Source organism: Enterobacter sp. Sphag1F, from assembly GCF_014193275.1.
GTDB classification, from domain to species: domain Bacteria; phylum Pseudomonadota; class Gammaproteobacteria; order Enterobacterales; family Enterobacteriaceae; genus Pantoea; species Pantoea symbiotica.
In genome coordinates this window covers 496,367-518,024 of the sequence record NZ_JACHZD010000002.1, presented here as the reverse complement: position 1 = coordinate 518,024, position 21,658 = coordinate 496,367, and the positions used below count along the sequence as shown (strand labels likewise).

Genomic DNA, 21,658 nt, shown 5'->3' with positions numbered 1-21,658 from the left:
TTCAGCTTTTTCTCAGATTTATTTTTTTAATTAAGCGCCATTTAGCGCAGCGATAAACCACAGGGCAGATCATGAAAATCAAACCTGATGACAACTGGCGTTGGTATTTCGACGCAGAGCATGACCGCATGATGCTGGATTTAGCCGACGGCATGTTATTTCGCTCGCGCTTTTCGCGTAAAATGCTGACGCCTGATGCATTTAATGTCAGCGGTTTTTGCGTTGATGACGCCGCGCTCTATTTTACCTTTGAAGAACGTTGCCGTCAGAGTGGATTAAAAGGCGATCAGCGTGCCGAATTAGTTTTAAACGCGCTGGTGGCCAGCCGTTTTCTCAAACCGTTAATGCCTAAAAGCTGGCACTTTGCTCATCACGCGCACAGCTGGCAGCCCGCTGCGGGCGATATGGTGGCCGTGACGCTGGCTGATAGCGGCGAACAGGCACAACTGTTTGTGGTTGAAAGCGGTGAAAATGCGGCGCTGTGCTTATTAGCGCAAAACGCGTTGAACGTGGCAGGTAAAGGTATGCAGTTGGGTGATGCGATAAAGATCATGAACGATCGCCTGCGTCCACAGCAGCAGGAACAAACCGCCCACTTTGCGCGGGCGGTGTAATCGGCTTACGCCAGTTCGATATCGCCTGACGGAATACAGCTGCAGCTCAATATCGTACCATCCGCGCGCACCGCGCTTTTCTTCAGTGCTTTCACTTCACCCGCGACCAACGTCACTTTGCAGCTGCCACAGAGTCCGGCGCGGCACGAGTAGGGAATGCGGAAACCCTGCATCTCCAGCTGTTCCAGCAACACTTGCTGATTGTCGCCGCTAAAGCGCGCACCTTGATAATCAATGGTCACTGCGCTGTGGCTGCTGGCGGCCGGCGCCAGCGTTTCAATCACGGCGCCCGCACCGTAAGCGCGTGGTGTTTGCTTCTCAAGAATAGTCACCGCATCGCCGACGCGAATAATGCCGCTGTTGAGCGCAATCAAATTCAGGCCGAAATCGATATCGCCGCTACCATCCTGCGCGCTGCGGAAACCCTGCAAGGTGGTGAGCGGTTCGCCATTAGGATGTTTACGGCCGGTTTCGGTGCCGACGGTGGTAAACACGCAGCGGCTGCACGGCTTCGGCATTTCAAAAGTGATCTCACCAATTTGCAGACGTTTCCAGCTATCTTCCTCCCACGCGGCCGCGCCGCTTACTACCAGATTGGGTCGGAACTGCTCAACGCGCACGCTGGCCGGACAGCGCTGTTGCAGATCCTGCAATGAGGCCATATTCACCAGCAGGTAGGGAAAACCGTCGGCAAAGCTCAGCGGCACATGATCAAAACGCTTCACGCGGCGCGTCGGTTCCGCGCCGGTCCAGCGCAGTTGCACCGGACGCGGGAAGAAGGTGCTCAACCAGCTATTAATCGTTTCCGGTGCAATACGCGCGGTGAAATGGTTGCCCCAAACTTCGGTAGGTGACTGCTCAGCGGTAAAATCATTGAAGCGGACCAGCGCCTGTGAACCATCCGGTGCTTGTAAAAACAGGCCATCCGGCAGCAGCGCGGGTGTGAAACGCACCATTTCCGGAAACTGGCGCGCGGTCACAAACGTGCCGTCCAGTTCGGTCACCATAAAGATGCGATCAAAGCCCAGACCGCTTTCCAGCACCTGCGCATGTGACAGTTGCAGACCGCGCATAGATTTAACGGGATGGATGTAAAGGCGTGAAAGCGTAATCATCACCACTCCAGAAATAGGGTCATAAGTTTAAAAGAAGCTAACTTTATGACATAGCACGCTGATTCGCTATAATGCGCAGCAATTTAAGCAAGAGTAAAAAGTGACGATATGAATTCTCTGTTTGCCAGTACGGCGCGTGGGCTCGAAGAGCTGTTGAAAAGTGAGCTAGACGCGCTGGGTGCGCAGGATTTGCAGGTGGTGCAGGGCGGCGTCCACTTTCAGGCCGACGACCATGTAATGTACCAAAGCCTGCTGTGGAGCCGTCTGGCTTCGCGCATTTTGCTGCCGCTGGGAGAATTTGGCGTCTGGAGCGATCTCGATCTTTACGTGGGTGCGCAAAGTATTCCATGGACCGAGATGTTCGACAGCAACACCAGTTTTGCCATCCATTTTAGCGGCACCAACGAGGTGATCCGCAACAGCCAGTTCGGTGCGCTGCGTATCAAAGATGCCATCGTTGACAGCTTTACCCGTCAGAACCTGGAACGTCCGAACGTTGATCGTGAACAGCCGGGCATCCGCATCAATGCGTGGCTGAACAAAGATCGCGTCAGCATTGCGTTGGATCTGAGCGGTGATTCACTGCATCAGCGCGGCTATCGCCAGCAAACCGGCGCCGCGCCGTTAAAAGAAACCTTAGCGGCGGCCATTGTGATGCGTTCGGGTTGGCAGAGCAGCACGCCGCTGGTCGATCCGATGTGTGGTTCCGGTACGCTGCTGCTGGAGGCGGCGCTGATCGCCTGCGATCGCGCACCTGGCTTGCTGCGTACCCATTGGGGCTTTAATCGCTGGAAGAAACACAATCAGGCGGTGTGGCAGGAGGTTCATGCTGCCGCGAAAGAGCGCGCACGCGTCGGCACCGCTGCGGCGACCGCCCGTTTCTTTGGCTACGATAATGACAGCCGCGTGCTGGAATCGGCGCGCGCCAACGCCCGTCGTGCAGGCGTGTTCGAGCTGTTCACCTTCGCGCAGCAGGATGTGATCAAGCTGAAGAACCCGCTGGCGGGCAAAGAGATTACTGGCACGGTATTGAGCAACCCGCCGTACGGTGAGCGTCTGGAAAGCGAACCGGCGCTGATTGCGCTGCACAGCCAGTTGGGCCGCATCATGAAGCAGAATTTCGGCGGCTGGAATCTGTCGCTGTTCAGCGCCTCGCCAGAGTTGCTGAGCTGCTTGCAACTGCGTGCCGATCGCCAGTTCAAAGCCAAAAACGGCCCGCTCGAGTGCGTACAGAAAAACTATCAGCTGGCTGCGACCAGCGCAGAAGGCGGCGCGCAGATCGCGGAAGATTTTGCTAACCGCCTGCGCAAAAACCTGAAGAAGCTGGATAAATGGGCGCGTCAGTCGAATATCGACTGCTATCGCCTGTATGACGCCGATCTGCCTGAGTACAACGTGGCGGTCGATCGTTACGCTGATTGGGTGGTGATTCAGGAGTATGCGCCGCCGAAAACCGTGGACGCCAACAAAGCGCGTCAGCGTCTGTTCGATGTGATCAGCGCCACGCTGAGCGTGCTGGAGATCCCGGCGAATCGTCTGGTGATGAAAACCCGCGAGCGTCAGAAAGGTAAAAGCCAGTATCAAAAGCTGGGCGAGAAGGGCGATTTCTTCGAAGTGCAGGAATTTGATGCGCGCCTGCTGGTGAATCTCACCGATTATCTGGATACTGGTTTGTTCCTCGATCACCGTATCGCGCGCCAGATGCTCGGCAAGATGAGTGCAGGCAAAGATTTCCTCAACCTGTTTGCCTATACCGGCACCGCCAGCGTGCACGCCGGTTTGGGTGGCGCGAAAACCACCACCACCGTAGATATGTCGCGTACCTATCTCGAGTGGGCCGAGCGCAACTTGCGTCTTAACGGTTTAACCGGCCGTCAGCACCGCCTGATGCATGCGGATTGCCTGAGCTGGCTGCGCGAGAGTGATGAGCAGTTCGATTTGATCTTTATTGATCCACCGACGTTCTCTAACTCAAAGCGCATGGAAGACGATTTCGACGTGCAGCGCGATCACATGATGCTGATGCAGAACCTGAAACGTCTGCTGCGTCGCGGTGGCACCATTATGTTCTCCAACAATAAGCGCGGCTTCAAAATGGATCTCGACGGCTTAGAACGTCTGGGTCTGCAGGCGCAGGAAATTACCCAAAAAACGCTGTCGCAGGATTTCGCGCGCAACCGTCAAATTCACAACTGCTGGCTGGTTAGCCACGCCGGTAAGGAATAAGTTTTATGTCACTGATCAGTATCCATGGCGCTTACCTCTCGTTCAGCGATGCGCCGCTGTTGGATAACACCGAACTGCATATCGAAGAGGGCGAACGCGTCTGTCTGGTTGGCCGTAATGGCGCCGGTAAATCGACGCTGATGAAAATCATCAACGGCGAACAGCCGCTGGATGATGGCCGCATCATTTATGAGCAGGATTTGGTGGTGGCGCGTCTGCAACAGGATCCGCCACGCAACATTACCGGTTCCGTATACGACTTCGTTGCCGAAGGCGTGGCCGAGCAGGCTGAGCATCTTAAGGCTTATCACGCGATTTCCCATCTGGTGATGGAAGATCCAAGCGAGAAGAACCTCAACGAGATGGGCCGTCTGCAAACCATTCTTGACCATCAAAACCTATGGCAGCTGGATAGCCGTATCAACGACGTGCTGCTGCAGATTGGTCTGGATGCGGATACCGAACTCTCTTCGCTTTCCGGCGGCTGGCTGCGTAAAGCGGCATTGGGCCGCGCGTTGGTGAGCAACCCGCGCGTGCTGATGCTTGACGAACCAACGAACCACCTCGATATCGAAACCATCGACTGGCTGGAAACGTTCCTTAAGACTTTTAGCGGCAGCATCGTGTTCATCTCGCATGACCGTTCATTTATCCGCAACATGGCAACGCGTATTGTCGATCTCGATCGCGGCAAGCTGGTTTCCTGGCCGGGCAACTACGATCTGTTCCTGACCGGTAAAGAAGAAGCGCTGCGCGTCGAAGAGATGCAAAACGCCGAGTTCGACCGCAAGCTGGCGCAGGAAGAAGTGTGGATCCGTCAGGGCATCAAAGCGCGCCGCACGCGTAACGAAGGCCGCGTACGTGCCTTGAAAGCGCTGCGTAACGAGCGCTCTGCACGCCGTGAAGTGATGGGCAAAGCCAATATGCAGGTCGGCGAAGCGGCACGTTCCGGCAAAATCGTGTTTGAGATGGAAGATGTCAATTACAGCGTGGGTGGCAAAACCCTGGTGAAAGACCTCTCTACTCAGGTACAGCGCGGTGACAAAATCGCCCTGATTGGCCCGAACGGTTGCGGTAAAACCACCTTGCTGCGTTTGATGCTGGATCAGCTGAAAGCCGACAGCGGCCGCGTACACTGCGGTACCAAGCTGGAAATCGCTTACTTCGATCAGCACCGCGCCGAGCTGGATCCGGATCGTACCGTGATGGATAACCTCGCAGAAGGTAAGCAGGAAGTGATGGTTAACGGCAAACCGCGCCATGTGCTCGGTTACCTGCAGGACTTCTTGTTCCATCCGAAACGCGCCATGACGCCAGTGCGCGCCTTGTCCGGCGGTGAGCGTAACCGCCTGCTGCTGGCGCGTTTGTTCCTCAAGCCAAGCAACCTGCTGATTCTCGATGAACCAACCAACGACCTCGACGTCGAAACGTTGGAACTGCTGGAAGAGCTGGTGGATGGTTATCAGGGCACCGTGATGCTGGTGAGCCACGATCGTCAATTTGTCGACAACACCGTGACGGAGTGCTGGATCTTCGAAGGCAACGGCGAAATCGGTACCTTTGTTGGTGGCTATCACGATGCACAGCAGCAGCGCGCCGCTTATAAGCAGGGTAAAGCCACTCAGGCCAAATCGGCTGCACCGACGAAAACTGCAGAGAAAAGTGACGCCGCCAAACGTCCAGCCAACAAGCTAAGCTATAACCTGGCACGTGAGCTGGAACAGCTGCCGCAAAAACTGGAACAGTTGGAAACCCGCATCGGTGAGTTGCAGGCAAAAATGAGTCATCCGGACTTCTTCAGCCAGCCACACGATAAAACCCAGCCGGTTCTGGATGCGTTAGCGCAAACCGAACAGGAACTGGAAGTGGCATTTGAACGTTGGGAAGAGCTGGAAGCGCTGAAAAACGGCGCGTAATCCGAAGGAGTCAGCATGTGTGCAGCGGATCAAGCGCATCAGTGGAGTCTTTGTCCACAGTGTGATTTAACAGTAAAGCTGCCCGCTGTACCGGTCGGCAGCCGTGCGCGTTGCCCGCGTTGTCACACCACGCTGCAAGCCAACTGGCAGGAGCCGCGTCGACGTCCGACCGGCTACGCCCTTTCGGCGCTGTTTATGCTGGTGCTAGCCAATCTGTTTCCTTTCATCAATATGCACGTCGCGGGATTGAGCAGCCAGATATCGCTGCTCGAAATCCCGCAGGTGATGGATCGTGAAGATTACCGCAGCCTGGCAACGCTGTTTCTGCTGTTCGTGCAGGGCATTCCCGCCTTCTGCATGATCACCATTATCCTGCTGGTCAATAACGTTCGCATGCCGCATAACCTGCGGCTTGGGTTGGCGCGCGTGCTGTTTCAGCTGCGTAGCTGGGGCATGGCGGAAATCTTTATGGCCGGCGTGCTGGTCAGTTTCGTTAAGCTGATGGCGTACGGTGAAATTGGACTCGGCAGCAGCTTCTGGCCGTGGTGTCTGTTCTGCGTGCTGCATCTGCGGGCGTTTCAATGTGTTGATCGCCGCTGGGTATGGCAACGTATCGATCCGTTACCGCCGCTGCCGAAAGTGCCGCTGGCCGGTGTTAGCGGCTTAAAGCAGGGTTTGCGTAGCTGTCCTTGTTGCACCGCTATTCTGCCCGCCGACCAACTGGCGTGTCCGCGTTGTGGTGTGAAGGCGCATGCGCGCCGCAAGAACAGTCTGCAATGGACGCTGGCGCTGCTGATCACCTCGGTGATGCTCTACATTCCCTCCAATATCATGCCGATCATGGTGACCGAAACGCTCGGATCGCAATATCCCTCGAACATTATGGCCGGGGTGATTTTGCTGTGGAGCGACGGTTCGTGGCCGGTAGCGCTGGTGATCTTCGTCGCCAGCATCATGGTGCCTTCGCTGAAAATGCTGGCGATTGCCTGGCTGTGCTGGCACGGCAGCGGACGCGGCGGGCGCGATGATGAAAAGATGCACGTGATTTATGAGGTGGTTGAGTTCGTTGGCCGCTGGTCAATGATTGATGTGTTTGTCATCGCCGTTCTCTCTGCGCTGGTGCGGATGGGAAGGCTGATGAGTGTGTATCCTGCGCCGGGTGCGCTGCTGTTTGCCATGGTGGTGATTCTCACGATGTTCGCCGCCATGACCTTTGATCCGCGCCTGCTGTGGGATCGACAACGAGAAACTGAACGTAAGGAGCCGCGTCTTGACGGACAACCATCACGGGACTGCTAAGGTCGACCAGATTAAACGCTGGTCACCGGTCTGGATTGTACCCATCGTCACGCTGTTAATCGGCGGATGGATTCTTTTTTATCACTTCAGCCATCAGGGCCCGGAAGTCACGCTGATTACCGAGAATGCTGAAGGCATTGAAGCCGGTAAAACCACCATTAAAAGCCGCAGCGTTAACGTCGGCGTGGTGGAAAGCGCGGTTCTGACCGACGATCTACATCACGTAGAGATTAAAGCGCGTCTTAATTCCGGCATGGAAAAGTTGCTGCAAGGCGATAGCGCATTCTGGGTGGTAAAACCGCAAATTGGCCGCGAAGGTATTTCCGGTTTAGGTACCTTGTTGTCGGGTGCTTACATCGAACTGCAGCCGGGCGCGAAGGGCGATAAGCCAGAGAGATACCAACTGCTGGATGCGCCTCCGTTAGCGCCGCCGGATGCCAAAGGCATTCGTGTCACGCTTGACAGTAAAAAAGCGGGACAGTTGAATCCGGGCGATCCGGTGCTGTTCCGTGGTTATCGTGTCGGCTCGGTAGAAACCAGCACCTTTGATACCGATAAACGCATGATGGCTTACCAGCTGTTTATCTCGGCGCCTTATGATCGCCTGATCACCACCAATGTGCGCTTCTGGAAAGACAGCGGCATTGCGGTGGATATGTCGGCATCTGGCATGCGCGTAGAGATGGGATCGCTCACTACGCTGTTCAGCGGTGGCGTCAGTTTTGACGTGCCGGATGGCGCTGAATTGGGCCGTGCTGCGGAGAACAAAGCGGAATACCATCTGTACGACGATCAGCGCAGCATCCAGGATTCGCTCTACAGCGCTCACACCGATTTCCTGCTGTTCTTCACCGATTCGATTCGTGGATTGCAGGTTGGCGCACCGGTTGAGTTCCGTGGCATTCGTCTGGGTACGGTTTCACAAGTGCCTTACATGATTCCAGGCGTGAACCAGGCGCTGAATACTGACTATCGTGTGCCAGTGCTGATCCGCATTGAGCCGGATCGTTTTGTTAATCGTCTGGGCGGGGATTTCAATCTTGAGCAGCATCTACAGGAAGGCAAAAAACGCGGTCTGCGTGCGACGCTGAAGACCGGCAATCTGCTGTCTGGCGCGCTGTTTATCGACCTTGATTTCTATGACAACGCACCGGCATATAAAGGCCCGAATGAAGTGGCTGGCCTGGAAGTGATTCCAACCGTCAGCGGCGGCCTGGCGCAGATTCAGCAGAAATTGATGGCGGCGCTGGATAAGATCAACGGCTTGCCACTCAATCCTGTGCTGAACGAAGCCACCGGTACCTTGAAAGAGAGTCAGCGCACGCTGCAGCAACTACAGAAGACGCTGGATAACCTCAATCAGGTCACGGCGAATCCGGCGATGAAAACGCTGCCTTCAGATATGCAGCAAACCCTGCGCGAACTGAATCGTAGTATGAAAGGGCTGCAGCCAGGTTCGCCGGCTTACAGCAAGCTGGTGGGCGATATGCAGCGGCTTGATCAGGTTTTACGTGAACTGCAGCCGGTGCTGAAAACGCTGAATAGCAAAAGTAACGCGCTGGTGTTTGAAGCCAAGCCGGGCCAGGATCCACAGCCAAAGAGGGCGAAACAGTGAAAAAAGGGCTAATTATCGGGGCGCTGTTGCTGCTGTCAGGCTGCAGCAGCACCATTGAAAATACCTATTATCAGCTGCCGGCGGGCAATAATGTGGCGCGCGTTGAAAGTGCCGCGGGCACTGGACAGCCGATGATTTGGGTCGAGCAGGTGACGGTGCCGGATTATATGGCGGGCAATGGCCTGGTGTATCAGACCAGCGATGTGAAGTACGTGATTGCGGCCAATAACCTGTGGGCCAGTCCGCTTGATCAACAGCTGCAGCAAACGCTGATCAGTAATCTCAGCAAAGCGCTGCCTGGTCGTTTGGTTGCTGGTGCTCCGCTGGGCGATAGCCACGACACGCTCTCCGTCAATGTCACCGGTTTCCAGGGACGTTACGATGGGCAAGTGGTGGTAAGTGGCGAATGGTTACTGCAGCATCAAGGGCGCCTAATCAAACATGGCTTTAATCTGACGCTGCCGCAAACTGAAGATGGCTATGATGCGTTGGTGCGTACTCTGGCTCTCGGCTGGCAGCAAACGGCGCAACAAATCGCAAATAGTGTCGTTTCGCTAAATTAAGATTTGTTCGATGCTTATGCTAAGTCCTTGATTTGCTGTAGTGTGATCGCAGTCAAATCAGGGGCTTTTTTTATTGCCTAATCAGCCAGATAGACATTCCACTGACAATTCTACATGGCACTTTAACGTCAAAAACATGACATTGGCGTGAATTTTGCGCATTGACCTTTCTTCTGCATCGGGTTAGAACATTACTGTGGTTGAACATTATATCGCCACTCTTTCTTTCCACCCAGATTCCACCAGACCTGAAAAATGAGGGAAACGAGGCATGAAGAGACAGAAGAGAGACCGCCTGGAACGAGCACATTCACGAGGCTACCAAGCCGGGATTACAGGGCGTTCAAAAGAGATATGCCCTTATCAATTGATCGATGCACGGTCTCACTGGTTGGGAGGTTGGCGTCAAGCCATGGAGGACAGGTCAGCGGTGGCCTAGCACTGCTGGATGTCTATCATTATGGAAGAAACCTCCGCTGCGTGCGGAGGTTTTCGTTTGGAAGCATTAGAAAGCGGAAGTGTCTTTGAACAGACCCACTTTCAAATCAGTCGCAGAGTAAATCAGGTTCCCGTCAACGAAGACTTCACCATCTGCCACGCCCATCACCAGTTTACGGTTGATCACTCGCTTGAAGTGAATTTTGTAGGTCACTTTCTTCGCGGTAGGCAGGACTTGTCCAGTGAACTTCACTTCACCCACGCCCAATGCGCGGCCTTTACCTTCTGCGCCCAGCCAGCCGAGGTAGAAACCAACCAGCTGCCACATCGCATCAAGGCCAAGACAACCCGGCATCACCGGATCGCCAATGAAGTGGCAGTCAAAGAACCACAGGTCAGGGCGGATATCCAGTTCGGCTTCTACGAAACCTTTATCGAATTTACCGCCGTCTTCGGTCATTTTGACCACGCGGTCCATCATCAACATGTTGTTGGATGGAAGCGGCGGTCCATTTTCGCCAAACAGTTCGCCGCGACCCGAGGCAACCAGGTCTTCTTTACTATAGGATTCGCGTTTATCTACCATGTTCTCAATATGCCTTCTTTTAGTGAAGCCCGAATATTAGCGAACAGTTGTACGCTGAGCAATCTTATCAGCTGTGGTTGAACCAGTTGAGCCAACGTAATGGCCATGGACGCAGGCGAGCTTCCTGCTGGTTCAACTGGGTAATGCGTTCCTGAATGGTGCTAAGCAATGATTCGCCGCTTTCACTCTGCCAGGCAATGCCGGTCAGCAGCGGCAGCGCTTCATCGACGCTCTCAATGGCCCAGAGATGGAATTGGCCAGCTTTAACCGCTTCCACTACATCCTGATTCAGACTGAGATGGCGCGCGTTACTGGCTGGGAAAATCACACCTTGCTTGCCGGTCAGTTCACGTGAGTTACAGATGTGGAAGAAGCCTTCAATTTTTTCGTTCAGGCCACCGACGGGCTGAACGTTACCAAACTGATCCACTGAACCGGTCACCGCAATCTGCTGGTTAACCGGCTGATTAGCCAGCGCACTGATTAACGCACACAGCTCGGCCAGCGAGGCGCTGTCGCCATCCACTTCGGAATAGGATTGTTCAAACACCAGTGAAGCCGAGAAGGGCAGCTGTTGCTCCAGTTCCAGCTCGGCAATCAGGTAGGCTTGCATAATCATCATGCCTTTCGCATGAATGTTGCCACCCAATTCGGCTTTACGCTCCACATCGGTGAACTCGCCATCGCCCGGATGAACCACACAGGTAATGCGCGAAGGTTCGCCCCACGGACGCGGATGACCAGGGAACTCAACCACCGAAAGGCCATTGATTTGGCCGACCACTTCGCCTTCGGTCTCAATCATGATCTGATTAAGCAGGATTTCATCGCGCATGCGATCGGCGAGGAAGCCTTCACGCCACTGGCGTGCTTCCAGCGCTTCTTTTAACGCTTCGCCATTGATGCTGTCGCCATGCAACGCCGTTTCCTGCAGTTGACGACGAAGCCAGCGCGGGCAAAGCGGTAAGGTGTCTTGATCACCGGTCATGCGTGCCGCTTCGGTGATCAACAATGGCCAGAAATCCGCTTCAGGTTGCGCTAATCCAGCCTGTTCCGCCTGAGTCAGCGTCCACTGACACCATGACGTCATGTCGTCTTCGTCGAGAATCTGTAAGCTCTCTTCAAATTCGCTATACAGCGCCATCTCATGAACTTCGACGTCCATTTCCTGGAAGGCGGCCAGTGCATCACGATCGCCACACAGAACCAGACGCAGTTGCAGCGGTAGCGAGGGAATGGCGACGGGCAGCGGTTGACGCTCATCCTGTGAATACCAATCGAAGCGACCTTGCTCAATGCACTTGCGTAGACGTAGCCACAACAGCGGCTGTGCCAGCAAAGTATTGACCGCAAGTATTAACGTGCCGCCATTGGCACGATGCAGTAAGCCTGGTTCAGGCTGCACACGGTCTTTATATTGACGTACACATCCGAACAGTTGCTCAGCTTCAATCCAGTCGGCGAAATGCACGCCGCCCTGGCTGGTGAACGGACGATTGATATCGGTGGGCGCGAGTAGGCTAACGTTGTCGCCCATCACATGATAGTCACCACCGTAGAGAGCAATCTCATCCGGCTGGAAACGCTGCGCTGCATCGGCGATGCAGGCCAGGTAATCGCTATTTTCCTGACTGCGCAATAACAGCAGTGGAAAACCCAGGGTTTGATGATGTAAATGCGCCAGCGCATTCAGCAGACGCGGCTGAACCGCGGCAAGACTATCGCAATCTTCCAGTGAGACGTTCGAGAAAATGGATTGGTAGCGGTCGCTATCCGGCTGCAGGGCTTGCCACGTAATTTGAGTGCTGGTCAAAATATTCGCATTAGTCTGATTTAGGAAAAGTGCGATTATACAGGAATCAACCCGGTTAATCACGGCGGAGTTCCGGCCCGGATTGTGACGGCTGCAACATGTTTTTCCTTGCTGCATCCAGGAAAAAAGCTGTTATTCTTAGTTTGTTACGTGATCACGATGAGATTCCGATGAAATACCAGCAACTCGAAAATCTTGAAAGTGGATGGAAGTGGAAATACCTGGTGAAAAAGCATCGGGAGGGTGAACTGATCACCCGTCATCTTGAGCTTAGCGCGGCGCAAGCTGCGGTTGATACGCTGCTATCGATGGAAAATAGCCCGGTTGAGGTTAACGAGTGGATCGCCCAGCACATTCATCCTGATTTGGAGAATCGTCTCAAGCAGACGATACGTGCGCGCCGTAAGCGTCACTTTAATGCCGAGCATCAACATACGCGTAAGAAATCGATCGATCTGGAATATCTGGTGTGGCAGCGACTAGCGGGATTGGCGCAGCGTCGCAGTAATACGCTGTCAGAAACCATCGTCCAGTTGATTGAAGATGCCGAACGCAAAGAGAAGTATGCCAGCCAGATGTCTACGCTGAAGCAAGATCTGCAGGCGATCCTTGGGAATGGTGGCTCGGAAAAAGAGTAGAATTCTTTTCGTTCTCATTACATTCAGCCATAAAAAAACCCCGCCTTAGCGGGGTTTTTTACTGCGTGATAACTTAAGCCTGTGGCTGAGTTACAACGTCTTTGATACCTTTCACGTCGATTTCAACGCGACGGTCTGGCGCCAGGCAGTCGATCAGGGCATTGCGGCCTTTCACGCTGTCACAGGTGTTGCCAGTAACTGGGTTAGATTTGCCCATACCGCGTGCAGAGATCTTGTTAGAAGGGATACCTTTAGATACCAGGTAATCAACTACAGACTGAGCGCGTTTCTCAGACAGTTTCTGGTTGTACTGCTCTGAACCGATGCGATCGGTGAAGCCCAGTACTACAACAGAACCGTCTTTCGGATCCATTGAGCTCAGCTGGCTGTACAGCTGATCCAGAGCCTGCTGACCTTCTGGCTTCAGAGTTGCCTTATTGAAGGTGAACAGAACGTCAGACTTCAGAGTGAAACGCTTGGTTTCAACAACTGGTGCTGGAGCTGGAGCCGGAGCTACAACTGGCGCTGCATCTTCTTCCTGACCGAAACGGTAAGAAACGCCGACGCTCAGCATGCTGTTGTCTGGACGCGCACCAACGGTACCTGCGTCACCGATGTTGTTAACCCACTGATAGTCCAGGCGAGTCGCCCAGTTTTTGGTCAGTGCGTATTCAACACCAACAGCAGCCAGCGGAGAAACGCCGGTGTCGTGGTCGCTGATGCGGCCAGTAGTTGGGTTGGTCTGAGTAGAGTCAGCACGCCATACCATACCACCCAGACGGGTGTAGACATCGAAGTCTTCGGTGATTGGGTAGCTCAGTTTAGCAGCCAGCTGAACGCCTTGTGCTTTGAACGCGCCATTGGTCACGCTGCCTTTGTTAGGCATACGGCCTAACCAGTCGTAGCCCAGTTCGAAGCCCAGGTACGGATTAGCCTGGTAACCCATGAATGCACCAGCACCCAGCTGAGATTCGTGAGTTGGACCGTTGTTGTTCTCGTAACCGTTACCGTAGTAACCAGTATCGTGATACTGAGACCAGCCCAGTTTAGCACCGGTGTACCAGGTGTTATCTTTAGGTGCGGCCTGCGCTACGGTAGCGAAGCCAGCCAGTGCCACTGCAATTGCGATAGCTGTCTTTTTCATTTTTGCGCCTCGTTATCATCCAAATAGGCAATGAGCAAAAAGGTTGCTCTTTGTGTTAATCCTTCGCCGGGTCTAAACGCTCGCTTTTGACTCTACCGAAAAAACGGAGGTTATTGAGCACCCTGGCGAGCTAAAGTCTACAACGAGATTGGAAACTTACAAGTATGATGTGACGCCGGGCAGCAAAAAAACAGCGATTTATACACACATTTTAACAAATCACATGGCTAAATCTTCGGTATTAGAAAACAAAAAAGCGTCTAAGCCATTGTCATAGCTGGCGGGAAAAGAATCAGTAGCTTAGATGCAACTTATGCAAAAAAAATGCTGAGAAAATTCCTGGAATTTACTTAATGAAACAATTCAGACGGAATTTTTGCTGAGTTAGGTTGTCTGGAAGGGGCATATTGACGTCCCTGCGGACGCAAAATCAGACCGAGTGCTTCACCTTCCGCCGCTGCCTGTTCCAATTCTAAACGCTCTTCATCACTCAATTCGTACGGAATCCAGGCAAGAACGACGCTGTAATTACCCGTACGTAATGCTTTCACCATACTTTCCACGGTGTTAAAACGTTCAGATTCGGTGATATGCATACTCTTTTCTAACGGCAATCCCGACTGCTGCATCCAGTTACGATTCAGCTTATGCGCTGGAGTGAGCCACAGCTGCCAGCGTGATTGCTCGCTCAGCTGTTTTAGTACCGGCAGCAGCATAAGTTGCATCATTCCAGGTTGTTCGCTGGAACGCAGTTCAGTTATTCCACCCAGCGAAGGTTGCGCTAAGCTGGATGAAGCGAAACGATTTGAACGGTCAGCAGAGCCAGAGAAATGAGTACGCATAATTTAATCACTCAGTAATGAACTGTATGGATGTACAGTAATGGCTTCCTGGATAAAGATCAACCTCAATTTCTGAAAACGCCTCGCAATTTCTGCACAAGATCCCGCCCGCCTGCTTTTATTCATTGAACAGCTAAATCGTTTTTTTTATCTTCTAACCAGATGAATCTGCGAGCTTTTATAGGAAATTTCCCGCGCATGGAATCCATTGAAGGGGGCGTTATGAAGAGATATAACCCGGTAGTTGAGCAATCGAAAGCGCAGTTGGCAGCATTAGGTAAAATTGAATCGCGCACACAATTTGGTGGTTATGCACTGACTGTTGAGAAGGTAATTTTTGCGTATATCAATGAGGATGCACTCTATCTTCGAGCCAGCGAGGCGCTTCACGTCTATAACACACAGCGTTCACTGGAACCGCTGGTGTACCGTAAGCGTGGCGTGCCGGTGACACTGAGCTACTTCAAAGTGGATACGCAATTGTGGCAAAACCCTGAACAGTTATTGCAGCTGTCAGCATGTTCTCTGCGTGCCGCACAGGACGAAGCGGCTACCAGACTTGTCTCGCTGCGTCTGAAAGATCTGCCGAATTTAAGCCTGCGATTGGAGCTGATGCTGCATAAGGTGGGGATCAGTTCGGTGCAATTGCTGTGTGAAACAGGGTCGCGACAAAGCTGGCTGAAACTACGCGCGGTGAATAAGCACATTGGGTTAAAAACGCTGTTGGCGCTGGAAGGTGCAATATCAGGACATCATGAAGCGGCGTTACCTAGCGCAATCAGGCAAGAGCTTTATACCTGGTATCTAAAAATGCTCCGCCAGCACGCGGCGGAGCATCAACCGCTTTAATCGTTAACGAGGGTACGGCGTAGACGGGCGATTTCAGGCAGCAGCGCGACTAACAAGCCCAATTGCTGAATCACTAGTGGTGCGCGTGTATCCGGGCTGTTTTTCATCTCGCTCATGCGCTGCATTAGCGCCTGCTGCATCTCAGTGGCTTGAACATCCGTAACCCGGTCGATCTGCAGCACATCCTCAATGAAGCAGACGGCGTCATCCAGTAAGGTAAGCAAGGTGCTATCCGCGAGATGTTCGCGGTGCGCTCCCAATGCGGAGATATAGCTGAGGAAGGAGTGGTTCAGGCACAGCAGTCGAAACGCATTCTCACGTAGCGGTTGTTGTAGCTTGAGTTCACCACTGATGTTTGACACCACTGACGCTAGCTCGGCATCGGCGTTATGCGCATCGCGACGTGCCACGCGATAAGCAAGACGATTGTCCTTGCCTTGATGGTATTGCTCCATAATCGCATCCAGATAGCGGCAGTTCGCATTCAGTGTACGATCGGCAACAGCGGTGATTTTGCGAAAACGCCAGTCTGGCCAGACAAAGGCCACGGCCAGCCACGCCAGTCCGCAGCCCAGTAAGGTATCCACCACGCGCGGCAGCGCCACTTCAAAACCTTCGCCGAGCAAATTGAAGCACAGTAGAACCAGCAAAGTGATAAACAAGGTGGCTTGCGCATACTGAATCTGGCGGAAGGCGAAGAACAGCACGCCGCTCAGTACAATCAGCACCAGCTGGCCTTCAATCGAGGGCACCAGCCACAATACCGGCAGGCCGATAGCGATGCCGGCTAAGGTGCCGCCAATACGCAATGCCAGGCGTCGTCGGGTGGCGTTGTAGTTGGGCTGGCAGACAAACAGGCTGGTCAGCAAGATCCAGTAACCGCGATCGACGCCGGTGATTTTAATGAAGGCGTAGCCAACGCACAGCACCAGCGACATACGCACCGCATGGCGGAACAGGGCAGATTGCGGGCTAAGATGGCGACTGAGCCGCAAGCGGATATCCGCCCAGCCGCTGAGTCCTTCCCGTGACAGATGATGATCGCTCTGCGGGGACGGTTCGGCCAGCATCTGTTCTGATTCAATCGACGCCAGTTGCGCATCAATAGCACGCAGATTACGCAGCAGCCAAAACAGCGCGTGAATGTGTGGATCCTGCGGCTCATTCTGCTGAAGACGTTGCAGTGCGGTTTCCAGACGTTCGAAGGTGCGTTCAAAATGGCTGTCGTGATGCCACGACTGACGCAGCAAAATGGTCTCCGCCAGCTGCCGACAGGCACGCGCTTGCATATTCATCAGGCGCTGGAAACGGAACAGCACTTCGTTGTAACGCCAGTTATCACGCAGCAAATGGTATTGTAGATGCGAGGAGCTGGCGCGCTCATGAATATCCTGCGCGACAAAATAGTAGTGCAGGCTGCGACGCGTGCTACGTGAACCGCGGTCGCCGCGCAAACGACTTTGAATGGTGCTTTTGGTGAGATTCAGCTGTGCCACCAACTGGCTGTTAACCATCGCCGTGGCAACCAGCGTGGCGTCATCCTGATCGCCGCCATCGGGATCAAACAGGTTCGCTTTGGCTTCCAGATAACGCGCCAGCTGGGAAAAACTGCCTGCCAGCTGCTCCTGTACCGGGCGCACCGGGAACATCAAATGACCGATAAAGGTCAGTAAGTTGTACCAAAGGGCACCGATCAATAGCAGCGCGGGCTGCATCCACCATTGTGGGAATAAGCCGATGCCCAGCATGGTGTAAACCGCAATCAGCAGCGCACCGAAGGCGATGGTGGCATAACGCTGTCCCAACGCACCGAGCAAAATAAAGCCCCAGCTGGAAAGCGCCAGGCCCAAACCGAATGCCCACGGATGGGGGAACAACAGTTCCACCGACACCGAAGCAATACAGAAACACACCAGCGTGATCAACAGATTGCGCACACGCCCAATCCAGCGATCGTCGAGATCCGCCAGCGCCGCAGCGACTACACCCAGCGTCAGCGGAATGGTCCACTCGATTTGGTGCAGCCACCACGGCACCGCCGCGCATCCGGTTAAGGCAAAGAAGATGCGCAGCAAATAGCGCAGGCTGCTGTTAAACAGATAACGTCGCCAGCCTGGCAAGGCGTCATGAATCATTGAACGGCCTCAGTAGCGGCGACGCGCATTGGCTTCACGCGCGGCCTGGGCTTCTTCAACGGAGACCACGCGACGGCCCACCGGCCACAGCGCAATTGCGGCGATTTTGAAGTTGGCGATGCCAACTGGAATGCCGATGATAGTCAGACACTGCACGATACCAGCCGAGATATGCGCCAGGCACAGCCACCAGCCAAACAGAATCAGCCAGAAGATGTTGAGGAAGGTGCCGCCAGTATTCATCACATGGCTTTTGCTGTCGGGGCGCAGCACATCGACATGCACCGCTTCGTTGCCAAAAGGCAGCAGAGACAGCTTGGTGATTTCCCAGCAGGAACGCGTCAACGGCAGCGTGAAAATCAGTACGATGCTCACCAGCGTGGCGAACAGCCAGCTGAGGGTGGTGAAGAAGCCGCCGAGAATGAAATTAAGAATATTAAGTACGGTACGCATAAACGTGATTTTCCTTTTGCAATCCGCAATATGTGGCGCCAAGTTTAGCTCTTTTTAAGGCTGGAGCGCCAAGAGTCTGACAGGTAAACTGCGCGATATCGAATTCCACATGACGGTGCGGACATGGAACTGAAAGCAACATCAATGGGTAAACGTCTGGCACAGCATCCCTATAATCGGGTGCGCTTGCTGGCCGCCGGCGTGGAAGTCAGTGGCGATCGCCATGAATATCTGATTCCGTTTAACCAGTTGCTCAACATTGCCTGCAAGCGCGGCATGGTGTGGGGCGAACTGGAGTTTCTGCTGCCAGATGAGAAAGTGGTGCGCCTGCATGGCACCGAATGGCAGGAAACGCAGCGTTTTTTCCACTACTTGCAGCACGCCTGGCAGCAGTGGAGCCAGGAGATGAGCGAGGTGAGCGCCGAGGTACTCGCCGCGCTGGAGCAGGAAATCCTCGCCTTTACGCAGCAGGATCGCTGGTTGAAACGCAGTGAGCTGAGCGCGGTGAAAGAGAGCATTACGCGCCAGTTTTCTGCCTTGCCGTTGCCCCTCGCGCGTATTGCCGAGTTTGAAAACTGCCGTGAACGCTGGGAATTCTGCCAGCAATGGCTGGAGCAGGGTGAAACGGCCATTCGCCAACGCAATCGTGAATGGACCAGCAAGATCCTCAGCGATTATCACGAATTCTTCTCCAGGGTTGAAACCACGCCGCTCAATCCATCGCAATGTGAAGCTGTAGTGAATGGCGAAGATGCGCTGCTGGTGCTGGCAGGTGCTGGCAGCGGCAAAACCTCGGTGCTGGTGGCGCGCGCGGGTTGGCTGCTGAAACGCAAACTGGCGCAACCGGATCAAATTCTGCTGCTGGCGTTTGGTCGTCAGGCGGCAGAAGAGATGAATGACCGCATTCAAACGCGTCTTGGCGAGAGCGCGATTCAGGCGCGTACCTTCCATGCGCTGGCGCTGCATATCATCCGCGAAGGCAGTAACAAACAACCGGTTATCAGCAAACTGGAGAGTGACAGCAAGGCGCGGCGACAGCTGCTGATTGAGACGTGGCGCGAGCAGTGCAACAGCAAAAAAGCGCAGGCCAGCGGCTGGCGTCAGTGGTTGCAGGATGAGTTGGAGTGGGAAATCCCCGAAGGTCCGTTTTGGCAGGATGACAAACTGGCGCAGCGAATCGCATCGCGCATGGAGCGCTGGCTGGGTCTGATGCGCATGCACGGCGGCGCGCAGGCGGCAATGATCGCGGATGTGGCAGAAGCGCAGCGCGATAACTTCAGCAAACGCGTCAAACTGATGGCGCCGCTGCTTAAAGCGTGGAAAAGCGCGCTGAAAGAGGAAGGCGCGGTCGATTTCTCCGGGCTGATTCATCAGGCGATTGCCATTCTGGAGAAAGGACGCTTTATCAGTCCGTGGAAGCATATTCTGGTCGATGAATTCCAGGATATCTCACCGCAGCGAGCCGCACTGCTGACGGCGCTGCGTCAGCAAAACAAGCGAACCAGCCTTTACGCGGTGGGCGATGACTGGCAGGCAATCTATCGCTTCAGCGGTGCCGAAATGAGTCTGACCACTGCGTTCCATCACTATTTCGGTGATGGCGATCGCTGCGTGCTGGATACCACCTATCGCTTTAACGATCGCATTGGTGAGATTGCCAATCGCTTCGTGCAGCAAAACCCGCATCAGCTGCGCAAGCCGCTAAATAGCTTGAGCAAGGGCAATAAAAAATCGGTGACTTTGCTGCCGCAGGAGCAACTGGAAGCGCTGTTCGATAAACTGAGCGGCTATGCCAAACCCGATGAGCGCGTGCTGCTGCTGGCGCGTTACCACCATTTGCGCCCCGCAATCCTCGATAAAGCCAAAACGCGCTGGCCAAAGTTAAAGCTGGATTTTATGACGATTCATGCCAGCAAAGGCCAACAGGCGGATTTCGTCATTGTGTTGGGGCTGCATCAGGGACGCGACGGTTTTCCGGCAGAAGCGCGTGAATCCATCATGGAAGAGGGTTTGCTGCCGCAGCCGGAAGATTTCCCGGATGCGGAGGAGCGGCGGCTGGCGTATGTGGCGATGACGCGCGCGCGCCAGCAGGTATGGCTAATGTTTGATAAAGATCGGCCTTCGATATTTGTCGAACACCTGCGCGAGTTAGGTGTGCCGCAAAGCCGTAAGGCCTGATGATTAGGGTTTCAGACGTTCGGCGAGATATCGCTGATAGTCTGGAATCTGAATTTCAATCTGCTGGGCAAACTTCGGTGACTGAATAATAAAATCTGCGGTGGTGCGGTTATTGGCCACCGGGATATTCCACACTGTGGCGAGGCGCAGCAGCGCTTTGACATCCGGATCGTGCGGCACCGCATTCAGCGGATCCCAGAAGAAAATCAGCACATCAATTTTGCCTTCCGAAATCAACGCGCCCACTTGCTGATCGCCGCCCATCGGGCCGCTCAGCATGGCGTTAACGTCTAATCCAGTATGACGATTAATCAGATTGCCGGTGGTGCCGGTAGCGTAAAGCACATGCTTTTGCAGCGTGCTTTGGTTGATTTGCACCCATTCAAGCAGCGAGGCTTTGCAGTGATCGTGTGCAACGAGGGCGATATGTTTCTGAACCTGAAGGGTACGAACGGTCTGCTCCATAGGGCTTCCTGTTTCTTCTCATGCATTATGTGTTAATGCAGGAGTTTACCCCTGGCGTTTCATCACTATCAACTTGTGCGTAAGGTTTTCATCCAGCTAATAAAACGCAGACGTGTGGCTGCATCAAAACGCTTGAACCAGCCTTGCAAAGAGGGGAGATCGCTGACGTCCTGCCACGCGTAATCCATATTCAACTGTGCCTCGCTGGCACTCAGCGAATGTAAGGCAAAACGCGGAACCGAAGCGGCGTGGGCATCACGATTATAATTCACCATCGCCTTTTCGAAATCGTTATCACTTTCCTTCGGCAAATGGTCGCGCAGGCTGGTGATCTCCATGCCGCGTTCATCAATCAGCTGGAAGTTGAGCGTTTTGTCGAAGGTAGTGCGTTCGCGACGATTATTGAGCGCGGGCAAGCGAATCGCCACCGAATGGGCGTTGGCGTTAAAAGTGACAATCATCGGCACGGATTGAAAGTGCGCGGCGTCAGCGCCCGGTTTTTCCACACGAAACAGAAACTGATGCTGCCCACGCTCCAGCTCAAGGCTGCCAGCACCTTTCAGCAGCGAGCCAGAGATTTTACGCCCGTCCAGCACCAGCAGTTCGATCTCGGGATCGAGCTTGAGAGTGATGGCATGGCATGAGGCTGATACGAGCAACAGCAGTAAACCCGTAGCAGTTAAAGACAGCTTCATTTCAACTCCCGGCAGAAGGGGGTAAATCGATTATGTGTAGCAAAGTATTACATTATGGCAGTAAATTTACATTT

General features: G+C 54.0%; 19 protein-coding genes. 10 read left to right on the top strand and 9 right to left on the bottom strand.

Annotated elements, in window-relative coordinates; translation table 11 throughout:
- Positions 1 to 71: 71 nt before the first annotated feature.
- On the top strand, positions 72 to 614 hold the full coding sequence (locus FHW71_RS07950; RefSeq protein WP_179451352.1) for a cell division protein ZapC: 543 nt from the start codon (positions 72 to 74) through the stop codon (positions 612 to 614).
- Positions 615 to 619: 5 nt separating this feature from the next.
- Here the strand turns inward: FHW71_RS07950 and FHW71_RS07945 are convergent, their stop codons facing one another.
- Positions 620 to 1,729, bottom strand: a complete 1,110-nt coding sequence (locus FHW71_RS07945) for an MOSC N-terminal beta barrel domain-containing protein (RefSeq protein ID WP_179451350.1) — start codon at positions 1,727 to 1,729, stop codon at positions 620 to 622.
- Positions 1,730 to 1,837: 108 nt separating this feature from the next.
- Between FHW71_RS07945 and rlmKL the strand changes: the two genes are divergently transcribed.
- From rlmKL to rmf, 6 genes are all read left to right on the top strand, one after another.
- Positions 1,838 to 3,955, top strand: a complete 2,118-nt coding sequence (gene rlmKL / locus FHW71_RS07940) for a bifunctional 23S rRNA (guanine(2069)-N(7))-methyltransferase RlmK/23S rRNA (guanine(2445)-N(2))-methyltransferase RlmL (RefSeq protein ID WP_061717099.1) — start codon at positions 1,838 to 1,840, stop codon at positions 3,953 to 3,955.
- Between the two features lie 5 nt (positions 3,956 to 3,960).
- Positions 3,961 to 5,871, top strand: coding sequence for an ABC transporter ATP-binding protein (locus FHW71_RS07935; protein ID WP_179451348.1), 1,911 nt, complete (start codon positions 3,961 to 3,963; stop codon positions 5,869 to 5,871).
- 15 nt (positions 5,872 to 5,886) lie between these two features.
- Positions 5,887 to 7,170: a membrane integrity-associated transporter subunit PqiA gene (gene pqiA / locus FHW71_RS07930; RefSeq protein ID WP_061717095.1), complete on the top strand. Its 1,284-nt coding sequence runs from the start codon at positions 5,887 to 5,889 to the stop codon at positions 7,168 to 7,170.
- On the top strand, positions 7,142 to 8,785 hold the full coding sequence (gene pqiB / locus FHW71_RS07925) for an intermembrane transport protein PqiB (RefSeq protein WP_008101450.1): 1,644 nt from the start codon (positions 7,142 to 7,144) through the stop codon (positions 8,783 to 8,785). The genes pqiA and pqiB overlap by 29 nt, the downstream gene beginning before the upstream one ends.
- Entirely contained in the window at positions 8,782 to 9,348 is a 567-nt protein-coding gene (gene pqiC, locus FHW71_RS07920; RefSeq protein WP_179451346.1) for a membrane integrity-associated transporter subunit PqiC, read from the top strand. The genes pqiB and pqiC overlap by 4 nt, the downstream gene beginning before the upstream one ends.
- Positions 9,349 to 9,619: 271 nt before the next feature.
- On the top strand, positions 9,620 to 9,787 hold the full coding sequence (gene rmf, locus FHW71_RS07915; protein ID WP_071531634.1) for a ribosome modulation factor: 168 nt from the start codon (positions 9,620 to 9,622) through the stop codon (positions 9,785 to 9,787).
- A gap of 66 nt (positions 9,788 to 9,853) precedes the next feature.
- On the opposite strand, the gene fabA is transcribed toward rmf, so the two are convergent.
- Both fabA and FHW71_RS07905 read right to left on the bottom strand, forming a co-directional pair.
- Positions 9,854 to 10,372 carry a bifunctional 3-hydroxydecanoyl-ACP dehydratase/trans-2-decenoyl-ACP isomerase gene (gene fabA / locus FHW71_RS07910; protein ID WP_007887361.1) on the bottom strand — a complete coding sequence of 173 codons (519 nt, stop codon included), beginning with the start codon at positions 10,370 to 10,372 and terminating at the stop codon, positions 9,854 to 9,856.
- 67 nt (positions 10,373 to 10,439) lie between these two features.
- Positions 10,440 to 12,302: a Lon protease family protein gene (locus tag FHW71_RS07905; protein ID WP_154192151.1), complete on the bottom strand. Its 1,863-nt coding sequence runs from the start codon at positions 12,300 to 12,302 to the stop codon at positions 10,440 to 10,442.
- Between the two features lie 53 nt (positions 12,303 to 12,355).
- Here FHW71_RS07905 and matP point away from each other — a divergent pair, with 53 nt between their 5' ends.
- Positions 12,356 to 12,823, top strand: coding sequence for a macrodomain Ter protein MatP (matP, locus tag FHW71_RS07900; protein WP_008101445.1), 468 nt, complete (start codon positions 12,356 to 12,358; stop codon positions 12,821 to 12,823).
- 73 nt (positions 12,824 to 12,896) lie between these two features.
- Here matP and ompA read toward each other — a convergent pair whose 3' ends face one another.
- Positions 12,897 to 13,967: a porin OmpA gene (gene ompA / locus FHW71_RS07895; protein ID WP_008101442.1), complete on the bottom strand. Its 1,071-nt coding sequence runs from the start codon at positions 13,965 to 13,967 to the stop codon at positions 12,897 to 12,899.
- Positions 13,968 to 14,317: 350 nt separating this feature from the next.
- Positions 14,318 to 14,809, bottom strand: a complete 492-nt coding sequence (sulA, locus tag FHW71_RS07890; protein WP_008101440.1) for an SOS-induced cell division inhibitor SulA — start codon at positions 14,807 to 14,809, stop codon at positions 14,318 to 14,320.
- Positions 14,810 to 15,031: 222 nt separating this feature from the next.
- Here sulA and FHW71_RS07885 point away from each other — a divergent pair, with 222 nt between their 5' ends.
- Positions 15,032 to 15,658 carry a TfoX/Sxy family DNA transformation protein gene (locus FHW71_RS07885; protein ID WP_179451790.1) on the top strand — a complete coding sequence of 209 codons (627 nt, stop codon included), beginning with the start codon at positions 15,032 to 15,034 and terminating at the stop codon, positions 15,656 to 15,658.
- Here FHW71_RS07885 and yccS read toward each other — a convergent pair.
- Positions 15,655 to 17,793 (bottom strand): YccS family putative transporter, encoded by a 2,139-nt coding sequence (gene yccS / locus FHW71_RS07880; protein ID WP_179451343.1) that lies wholly within the window; start codon positions 17,791 to 17,793, stop codon positions 15,655 to 15,657. The two genes, FHW71_RS07885 and yccS, sit on opposite strands and share 4 nt — an antisense overlap.
- A 9-nt stretch (positions 17,794 to 17,802) precedes the next feature.
- Positions 17,803 to 18,246: a YccF domain-containing protein gene (locus FHW71_RS07875; RefSeq protein ID WP_008101434.1), complete on the bottom strand. Its 444-nt coding sequence runs from the start codon at positions 18,244 to 18,246 to the stop codon at positions 17,803 to 17,805.
- 123 nt (positions 18,247 to 18,369) lie between these two features.
- On the opposite strand from FHW71_RS07875, the gene helD reads away from it, so the two are divergent.
- A complete protein-coding gene (helD, locus tag FHW71_RS07870; RefSeq protein ID WP_179451341.1) occupies positions 18,370 to 20,424 on the top strand; it encodes a DNA helicase IV in 2,055 nt (684 codons plus the stop codon).
- Positions 20,425 to 20,427: 3 nt separating this feature from the next.
- Here helD and FHW71_RS07865 read toward each other — a convergent pair whose 3' ends face one another.
- Complete coding sequence (locus FHW71_RS07865; RefSeq protein WP_008101429.1) at positions 20,428 to 20,889, bottom strand: methylglyoxal synthase; 462 nt, start codon at positions 20,887 to 20,889, stop codon at positions 20,428 to 20,430.
- 68 nt (positions 20,890 to 20,957) lie between these two features.
- A complete protein-coding gene (locus tag FHW71_RS07860) occupies positions 20,958 to 21,584 on the bottom strand; it encodes a DUF2057 family protein (RefSeq protein ID WP_154192157.1) in 627 nt (208 codons plus the stop codon).
- Positions 21,585 to 21,658 lie beyond the last annotated feature (74 nt).